Genomic DNA, 9468 nt, shown 5'->3' with positions numbered 1-9468 from the left:
CGGGCCCGGGCCCCGGTAGCATCCGGCACAGGCCGTCCGGCCCGGCGCAGGCGCCGCAGCGCCGCCGTGCCGGTCCGTCGGGCGGCGGACACCCGCGGGCCCTCCGGGGGCGGCCTCCGGCACCACAGCCCGGCGGCCCCGGCCGGCCGTGCCCGCGTCCACGGCACGCGCGCCAGGGCAGTCGCGCGGAACGGCGAAGGGCAGCGTCTTGGCGGATCGACTCACCGGTGGCGACTCCTCACTACTGCGGCGGATCAACGCGGCGGTGACCCTCCGAGCACTGCGCGAGGGCCATGCGGTGACCCTCACCCAGCTGGTCGGCGACACCGGACTCTCCCGACCGACGGTCGAGGGCGTGATCGAGGGACTGGTGGAGACCGGGCTGGTCGCCGAGGTCGAGCAGCCGCCGCAACCGGACGGCCAGCCCGGCGCGGGCCGGCGCGGACGGCCGGCCCGCTGGTTCCGGTTCCGGGCCGAGGCCGGGCACATCCTCGGCATCGAGATCGGCGTCCACGACATCCGGATCATCCTCGCCGACCTGGCCGGCGTGGTGGTGGGCAGCCACTTCAGACCCGTCGAGGAGACCCTGGACGCGGAGGAACGGCTCACCGCCGTGCGGTCGGTGGTCGCCGAGGTGCTGCGCAAGGCCGGCGTCTCCCGGGACAACCTGTGGGCGGTCGGCGTCGGCACGCCGGGCATCGTCGACCGGGACGGCACGGTGCAGTTGGGCACCGCGATGGCCGGCTGGACCGGCCTGGACCTGGGGGCCCGGCTGCGGCGCTCGTTCCGCTGCCCGGTGATGATCGAGAACGACGCCAACCTCGCCGCGATCGCCGAGCACTGGCAGGGTGCGGCGGTCGGCGCCGACGACGTGGTGTTCGTGATGGCCGGTCTCAGCCCGGGCGCCGGCTCGCTCATCAACGGCCGCCTGCACCGCGGTTTCGGCGGCGCGGCCGGCGAGATCGGCGCCCTGCACCTGCTCGGCCAGGAGGTGACGCCGGAGCGGCTGCTCTCCACCACCGGCAAGCCGCTGAACCCGCTGGACGAGGCGGCGGTGGCCCGGGTGCTGAAGCTCGCCCGCGAGGGCGACGAGGTGGCGCAGGTCGCCACCGACCGGTTCCTGACCCGCCTGGTCCAGAGCGTCGCCGCGCTCGTCCTGGCCATCGACCCGCAGCTGGTGGTCGTCGGCGGCTGGGCCGCGGGCCTGGACGGCGTCCTCGACCCGCTGCGCGAGCGGCTCGCCCGCTTCACCCTCCGCGCCCCCGAGGTCGCCCTCGCCGCCCTCGGCTCCGAGGTGGTCGCCATGGGCGCCCTCCGGGTCGCCCTCGACCAGGTCGAGGAACAGCTCTTCGCGGTCAACCCTCCGACGACGGAGCCGACTTCGCCCCGGTCCTGAGCGGTCCGCAACGGACCCGCACCGGTCCGCACCGGACGGCCACCGCTCGAAGCCACCGGGGGTGACGGCGGACACAGCCGGGTACCCGCCGTCCGTCCGACCGACCGTTCGACGCCGACGGCCTGCGGTAGCGCAGGCCGTCGGCGTCGTACCCGGGGTTCCAGCGGGCTCCGCCGCCGTCCCTCGTCAGCCGACGGGGCCGGGGCCGAAGTCGGGGCCGGTCAGGTCGACCGTGAGCGATTCGCCCAGGTTGTTGGTGAAGGTGGCGAGCGGCCACTCGACGCCGATCCGGACGAACTCGTTGGAGTCGCTCAGGTGGAGGAGCCACACGGCCCTGCCGTCCGCGTCGAACCGGGCGAACAGACCCTCCGAGCCGTGCGAGCCGCCGCCCCCGTACAGGCGCCCGGAGCCGCCCGGCAGTTCGGCCTCGGCGAAGATGCCGACCGAGGTCGTCCACTCGGGGTCCTCGGTCATCAGCTCGTCGAGGTCGGCCGGTTCGCCGAGGACGAAGCCGGTCAGGTGCGGGCCGTCCACCTCCGCGTCGCGCGAGCGCCCGTCGGCACGGAAGAGCCCGTCCCAGGCCGGGGCCCTGCCCTCGGCCCACAGGTCGTCGAGTCGGTTGCTCATCGCTTCTTCCTCCGTGGGGTCTTCTTCACCTCGGGCAGTTCCGCAAGGCCCTCGTAGGGGACCCGGCAGCCCTGGGCGTCCCGGTTCAGCCCCTTCGTCATGCGCTCCTCGAAGCTGTCCTCCCAGATCATCCCACTGCTCTTGGCCGGGTTCGGGGCCTGCGGGTCGAGCCGGGTGATCTTCACGCGGTACCCCGGGTCTTGGAGTCGCACTTGCCGCGCGGCGTACAGGCGGCGGTTGTCGTACGTCACCAGCTGCCCGTTCCGTTCGATCACCTGAAGGGCGGTTCCGGGCCGGTTCCAGTCCCAGGTGCCCTGCATCATGGCCTCCACGTACTCCCAGACGTTCGGGTTCACCGTGCGCTGGGAGAAGTTGATGAGGTCCGGGTCGACCCAGTCGCCCTCGGGGTTCGGGTCGCAGGACGGGGCCTCCGTACCCGGCGGCTTCTTGCCGCCCCGGCCGGCGTCGTCCGGGGTCGGGGTGGGGTCGAGGGCGCCGCCGGGGAGGCGGCCGGCGCCGGCGGTGTCGGTGGGGCAGTCGTCGGCGGGGCCTCCGGTGCCGCAGCCGCCGCCGGGTTCGGCGGGGTTGTCGACGTGGGGGTCGGGGCTGTTGGTGTCGGTGGGGGTGGGCAGCTGGATCGGGTTGGCGAAGTCGATCAGGGCCTTGCGCAGCGTCTCCCACAGGTGCCGGATGCTGACCTGCGGTCCGCTCTCGATCCAGGAGCCGTCGGAGTAGTGGGTGGTGATGAAGGTGGTGTCGGTGATCCAGGTGTCGGTGCGGGTGTAGAGGTAGGTGTCGTCCCACCAGCTGCTGGTCTCGGTGCGGACGTCCTCGGTGGTGCGCCAGCTGGTGCCGGTCTTGACGACGACCGGTTTGGGCGGGGTGGCCTGCGGACGCGGCACGTTGGTCCGGGTGGCGGTGATCACGGTGCCGGCGGGCCGCGGCGGGCTCTTGGCGGCCGGGTCGGTGTTCCCGCTGGCGCGCGGGCGCTGGACCCGCGGGTCGTCGCGGGGGTCGTAGCGCGGGGAGGTACCGGTGCCGGTGCCGGTGGACACCGGGCTGAGGCTGCCGTCGGCGTTGACGATCTCGTAGATCAGGTAGCCGGCGACCGCCACCGCGATGACGGTGCCGACCACGATCGCGGCCACGCATCCGGCGGCGCAGGCCACCGCCGCGCCCGCGGCCTCGGCCACGGTGCCGCCGACCGCGACGATCTCGGCGCCGGCGACGGCGAGGCCCTCCACCGCGACGGCCCCGGCGGCGTCGGCGGCGGTCACCACGGCCCCGCCGACGGTGCGCAGCACCGCGCCGCCCTCGCCCCACATGGCGGCGAAGGCCTCCTCGGTGAGTTCGAGCGCGTGGCCGAGGCCGCCGAGGACGGTGCCGATGCCGAAGTGGCCGCTGGGGTCCCAGTTGCCGAGCGGGTCGGCGTTGCCGTAGCCGTAGCGGTTGCCGGCGGCGGCGGAGCCGAGGCCGGGGACCCGGTCGTCGGCGGAGGTGAAGCGGCCGGTGCCGGGGTCGTACCAGCGGGCCTGGGCGTGGACGCGGCCGGTGGCGGGGTCGGTCCAGCCGCCCTGGAAGCCGAGGCCGGGGGCGGCGCCGGTGGTGGCGGTGGGCTTGCCGAAGGGGCTGTAGGAGCGGCCGGCGGCGAGTGCTCCGCTGCCGGTGTCGGTGGTGCCGAGGACGTCGTGGTGGGCGTTGGTGAGCAGGGTGCGGGCGGTGCCGCCGCCGCTGGGGGCCGCGGCGAGCGGGGTGCCGTCGAGGGCCCGGGCGTAGGACCAGCTGCCGTCGGAGTCCGGTTCCTTGGCGAGTCCTGGGTAGGTGAAGGAGGCCGCGGCGGCTGCTCCCGCCGTGGCGGCGGTGAGGCGGTCGAGGGCGTCGTAGGCGTAGGAGCGGCCGTCGACGCCGGTGAGCCGGCCGAGGGCGTCGTAGCGGTTGCTGGAGGACGCGGTGACGGCCCCGGCTGCGTTCTTGGTGGTCGTGGTGGCGAGGGTGCCGCGCGGGGTGAAGGTGTAGCTGGTGGTGGCGCCGTCGGCGGCGGTGGTGGAGGTGAGGCGGTTGCGCGGGTCGTAGGCGGCGGTGCTGGTGCCGGTGGTGGTGTGCTGGGCGGCGGTGCCGGTCCAGTCGGTGACGGAGGTGCGGTTGCCGGCGGCGTCCCAGCCGTAGTCGGTGCCGGTGCCCCTGGTGGTGTCGGTGACCCTGGTGAGGCGTCCGGCGGGGTCGTAGTCGTAGGTCTCGCCGTGCGGGTCGGCGGTGCCGGTGGAGCCGCTGCTGAGCAGTTGGCCGGCCGGGTCCCAGGTGTAGGTGAGCTGGGTGGAGAGGTGGCCGGTGGGGTCGTTGACGGTGTCGGTGGTGACCCGGCCGAGGCCGTCGTAGGCCAGGGTGCGGGTGGGTCCGGGGGTCTGGCCGGACGTGCGCTTCTCGGTGGTGACCTGGCCGGCGAGGTCGTGGGTGAGGGTGCGGGTGAGGCCGGAGAGGCTGTCGGTGACGGTGGCGAGGTCGGCGTTGCCGCTCCAGGTGTAGCTGACCCTGGCGCCGCCGGGGTCGGTCTCGGTGAGCGGGCGGGCGGCGGCGTCGTAGGTGAAGGAGCTGGTGCCGAGCGGGCCCTGGCTGCCGGTGAGCAGGCCGCGGTCGTCCCAGGCGAAGGTCTGGGCGCCGCCGGGGGCGGAGGCGGAGGTGATCCGGCCGGCGAGGTCGTAGCCGAAGGTGCGGGAGGCGTCGCCGTCGCCGCCGGTGCCGGTCTCGGTGGTCAGCCTGCCGAGGCCGTCGTAGCCGAAGGTGCGCCTGACGCCGCCGGGTTCGGTGATGCCGGTGACCTGTCCGGCCGCGTCGTAGGCGGTGGTGGTGGTCCGGTCGGCGGCGGACTGGTCGGCGGGGACGGCGGGCAGGGACTCCGTCTCGGCCAGGCCGAGGGTGTTGTACCGCTGGTGGGTGGCGTTGCCGTTGGCGTCGGTGATCCGGGTGAGCCGGCCGAGCAGGTCGTGGCCGAGACCGGTGACCGGGGAGGAGGCGGCGTCGCCGGGGCGCACCGGCGGGTCGGTGAGCGTGGTGGGCTGGTTGCGGGCGTCGTAGGCGGTGCGCCAGGTCCGGCCGTCGGGGTCGGTGACGCTCACCGTGTTGCCGGCGGCGTCGTAGCCGTAGCCGGTGCGGGCGAGCACGGTGCCGGCCGGGTCGGCGACGGCCTTGGTGGTGGGCCGGCCGGCCAGGTCGTAGCCGGTGCTGGAGGTGCGGCCGAGCGGGTCGGTGACGGTGGCGGTGCGGCCGGCGAGGTCGTAGGTGTAGCGGGTGGTGCCGCGGCCGGCCGGGGTGCTGGAGGCGGTTTCGCCGAGCTTGTCGTAGGTGTAGCCGGTGGTGGTCGTGCCGAGGGTCTCGGTGAGGATGTCGCCGAAGTCGTCGTGGGTGTAGGTGGTGGTGTACGTGTCGGGGGTGGCGGTGCCGTTGCGGACCACCGAGGTGGCGGAGATCCGCCGGTCCATGCCGTCGTACACGGCGAGGCTCTGGGCGCCGGTCGGGTCGAGGACGGACAGCACGTTGCCGTTGTCGTCGCGGCGCACCACGGTGACGCCGGACGCGGCGCCGGGGGCGGCGGGCGGCAGGGTGGTGCGCACCAGGCGGTCGCGCAGGTCGTAGGTGTAGCTGACGGTGCGGCCGAGGGCGTCGGTGTGGGTGGTGGTGTTGCCGTCCGCGTCGTACGTCCACTTCTCGACGGGGTTCAGGGCGGCGGTGGCGCCCGGCGGGGTGTAGGCGGGCAGCCGGGTCTCGGTGCGGCGGCCCTGCTGGTCGTAGAGGTGGCGGGTGATCCGGCCGGTGGAGTCCTTGAGGTCGGTGAGTTCGCCGAAGGTGTTGTAGCCGCGGGTGGTGACGGCCTGCCGGGCGGTCGGGGTGGCGCCGGGGGTGCCGTCCTCGACCTGGGCGGCGGGGAGGGTCACGGTGCTGGGCCGGCCGAGCAGGTCGTAGCCGGTGGTGGTGGTGTACGCCGGGTCGGGGCTGCCGGGGGCGCCCGGTTGCGGCATGCCGCGCGGGTCGGTGGAGGCGAGGACGCGGCCGTGGGCGTCGCGCAGGTAGCCGGTGACCAGGGCGGTACCGGCGTCGGGGCGCACCACGGTGCGGGTGAGCTGACCGGTGGCCTGGTCCCAGACGTTCTCGCGGGTCTCGGTGCGGGTGCCGTCGGTGACGGTGCTGGTGGTGGCCAGACCGGCCTTGTCGTAGGCGGTGGTGGTGCTGCGGTCGAGTCCGCCGGGGTCGGCCGTGGCGCGGGTGAGGCGGTTGGCGGCGTCGTAGGCGTAGGTGGTGGTGCGGGCGTCGGGGCCGTCGCCGCGCACGTCCTTCACCACGTTGCCGGCGTTGTCGTAGGTGAAGGTGTGGAGGGTGATCTCGCGGCTGCTGTTCCCGTCCTGGGCGGTCAGCGAGTACTTCTCGGTGAGCACCAGGTCGTCGGCCGTGTAGGTGTAGGTGACCAGGTGGCCCATCGCGTCGGTGGCGGCGGAGAGCCGGCCGGCCCGGTCGTAGCCGAAGGTCTTCAGCCGGATGGCGCGCTTCGGCTGGTTGGCCGCGCCCGGGTCGTCGACGAAGTCCTTGAGGTCGACGGCGGTGAGGCGGCCGTTGACGTCGTAGTTGTAGACGTAGTGGGCGCCGTTGGGGCTCCAGCTGTCGGTGATGTTGCCGAGCTGGTCGTACGTCACGCGCTTGGTGGTGATGCCGTCCTGGGCGACGCTGGTGAGCCGGTCCTGGGCGTCGTAGCCGTAGGTGGTGGTGCGCGGGGCGTCGCCGCCCTGGGCGGCCGGGGTGAGGTCGCTGACGGTGCGGGTGGCGAGGTTGCCGTCCGGGTCGTAGGTGTAGGCGGTGCGGGCGCGGTGGGTGACGCCGGTGACGGGGTTGGTGACGGCGGGCCCGGTCTCGTTGGCGAGCCGGCCGGCCTGGTCGTAGGTGTAGTCGGTGGTGACGCCGGCGGGGTTGGCGGGGTCGGCGACGGTCCGCCTGGTGACCCGGCCCAGGTCGTCGTGGAAGGTGTTGACGACCCGGCCGGCCGGGTCGGTGATCTGGCTCTGGTCGTTCTCGCCGTCGTAGCCGTAGCGGGTGGTGCGTCCGCCCGCGTCGGTGACGGAGACGGGGACGCCGCAGGCGCCGATCATGCCGGGGCCCATGTGCCCGGGGTGGATGTCGTTGACGACGGGCTGGGCGAGCACGTCGCGGCAGCCCCACACGGTGGTGGTGACGCCGCCGGTCGGGTCGGTCTCGGTACGCCGGGAGCCGACCGTGTTGTAGGTCTGCTCGGTGGTGTGGCCGTTGGCGTCGGTCGACCGCACCGGCAGGCCGTTGCGCGGGTCGCCGGCCCAGGCGGGGTTGAGGTAGTACTCGGTCCGTTCGGTGACCGGCTGGGTCGGGGTGCGGTAGCGGGTGGTGGTGGCGAGTGCCCCGGTGACGTTGTCCCAGCCGTAGCGGCCGACGTTGTCGTTCTCGTCGACGAAGGCGGTGAGCCGGCCGAAGGCGTCGTACAGGAACATCCGGGTGCGGCCCGGTGGCGGTGTCGGGGTGCCGTTCCAGCGGTACTCCAACTGACCGGCCCGGTTGTACTGGTAGTAGGTGTGCACGCCGCGCGGGTCGGTGCGGTGCACCTGCAGCACCGGGGTCGGTCCGGTGGTGTCGGTGCTGCGGTCGTACGTCCAGCCGTTGTCGACCCCGGTGGCGGCGTTGTCGGCCCGGCCGATGTGCTGGACGAGCGCGCCGTCGTAGCCGATGGTCATGGTGTTCTCGGCGCGCGCCTGCTGGACCTTGACCAGGCGCTTGGGGCCGCCGTCGGGGCGGGAGGTCTCGTAGCTGTAGGTGGTGCAGCCGCCGCCCGGTGCGCAGACCTTGGTGAGGTAGTCCCCGGTGTAGGTGTACGCCCAGGTGAGCGCGCCCGGACCGGAGAAGCTCGGGCTGGTGGAGACGGTGGTGATGTGGCCGCCGAACCAGCGCAGGTAGAGCCTGCGGTCGGCGCCGGCGTGCACCATCACCGAGGCGGAGACCTGGCCGCCGCTGTCGTAGGTGCGTTCGAGCTCCAGCTTGGCCATGCCGAGGTCGCGGGTGATCATCCGGACCTTGCCGCCGAGGTAGTAGTCGAGTCCGGCGAGCCGCAGATGGCCCTGCTCGACCCACTGGCCGACGTTGGTGCCGCCGTACTCGGAGACGAGCGCGCCGTCGGGGTTGCGGCCGAAGTTGACCTTCCGGCCGTCCTCCAGCGCCAGGGTGAAGAGGCCGTTGCCGGCGTCGCTCATGCCCATGTCCCACAGCGAGGACCAGCCGATGCCGAAGGAGCCGTTGGCGGTGCCGGCGCTGTTGTACGTCCGCTGCACCTGGAGGCCGATGCCGGACTGCGGGAAGTCCGCGTCGGTCTCCTGCCGGGTGTAGTTGCCGAGGTAGAGGTTGACGCCGGTCTCGTCGAGCGCGCCCGGGTCCAGGCCGAGCCGGGCGGCGTCGTTCGGCGGCGGGACGACAACGGTGAACGGGCTCATCCCGCTGAACGGCGAGGTGTAGCCGCTGTCCTGGACCCGCAGCCGCCACCAGTAGGCGGTGTTCCAGCGCAGCGCGCCGGCGGGCGGCGTCCAGCTGGTCACCACCCCGAAGCTCTTCGGGTGCGCGGGCACGCTCTGCCAGCCCGAGCCCCAGCAGGTGCCCTTGGCCGGGTCGCTGTCGGTGCAGAGCTGGTACTCGACCTGGACGGGCGTGCTGGCGTCGTCGCCGACGAAGGCGGAGAGCGGCTGGGTGAGGGAGGCCACGGTGGCTCCGACGGCGGGCCAGCCGTCGCTCGCGGAGGGCGCGTAGTGCGGCACCGTCAGCGCGGCGGCCTGGGCCGCGGGCACGCCGTAGTGGGAGAAGAAGTACGCGCCGTTGCCGGTGTCCGCCATCTCGTACACCAGCAGGTAGTTGCCCGGGCCGAGGAAGGGGACGACGGCGTCGAAGGTGAGGGAGGTCCCGGGGGCGACGTCCGCGGGCAGCGTGGTGAAGGCGGCGGTGTAGTTCAGCAGGGACTGGTCGGCGCCGTAGAGGTGCAGGCCGAGGGACTGGCCGGTGGTGGTCCAGGTGAAGTTCGAGGTGTTGGTGACCGTCAGCCGCAGGTAGCCGACCGCGTCGTAGCGCGGGGCCAGGACCAGCTGGCCCACCTGGTAGGAGGCGCCGTAGTTCTGGGCGGCGACGGCCTGCGGGGCGGACTGCGGGGCGGCTTGCTTCTCCGGGGCGGACTGCTTCTCCGGGGAGGGTTGCTTGTCCGGGGCGTGCGCCTCGGGGGCGTGGGCCTCGGGGGCGGCCAGTTGCTCCAGGGTGAGCGGGGCCGGGCCGGGGGCGGCGCGCCGGCGCTTGCCGGTGTCGTCCACCTCCTCCTTCGGCACGCGGTACTCCGGGGCCTTCCGCCCGGCGGCGAGTTTCTCGGCCCGCTCGGCGTGCTCGGCGGCGTCCGGTGCGGCCGG

The 9468-nt window shown here is 74.0% G+C and carries 3 protein-coding genes; 1 reads left to right on the top strand and 2 read right to left on the bottom strand.

What is annotated here, in order from left to right; translation table 11 throughout:
• The first annotated feature begins 208 nt into the window (after positions 1-208).
• Positions 209-1396 (top strand): ROK family protein, encoded by a 1188-nt coding sequence (locus BI06_RS13165; protein WP_043468198.1) that lies wholly within the window; start codon positions 209-211, stop codon positions 1394-1396.
• A 186-nt stretch (positions 1397-1582) separates the two neighbouring features.
• On the opposite strand, the gene BI06_RS13160 is transcribed toward BI06_RS13165, so the two are convergent.
• Together BI06_RS13160 and BI06_RS55110 are read right to left on the bottom strand one after the other, a co-directional pair.
• A complete protein-coding gene (locus BI06_RS13160) occupies positions 1583-2023 on the bottom strand; it encodes a hypothetical protein (protein WP_051740957.1) in 441 nt (146 codons plus the stop codon).
• Positions 2020-9390, bottom strand: coding sequence for an RHS repeat-associated core domain-containing protein (locus BI06_RS55110; protein ID WP_206743637.1), 7371 nt, complete (start codon positions 9388-9390; stop codon positions 2020-2022). Before BI06_RS55110 ends, BI06_RS13160 begins: the two co-directional genes overlap by 4 nt.
• Positions 9391-9468: the final 78 nt, after the last annotated feature.

This window comes from Kitasatospora sp. MBT66, from assembly GCF_000710405.2.
GTDB lineage: Bacteria > Actinomycetota > Actinomycetes > Streptomycetales > Streptomycetaceae > Kitasatospora > Kitasatospora purpeofusca.
Note: the sequence above shows the minus strand (reverse complement) of the source record. Positions and strands in the feature narration are given on the sequence as shown.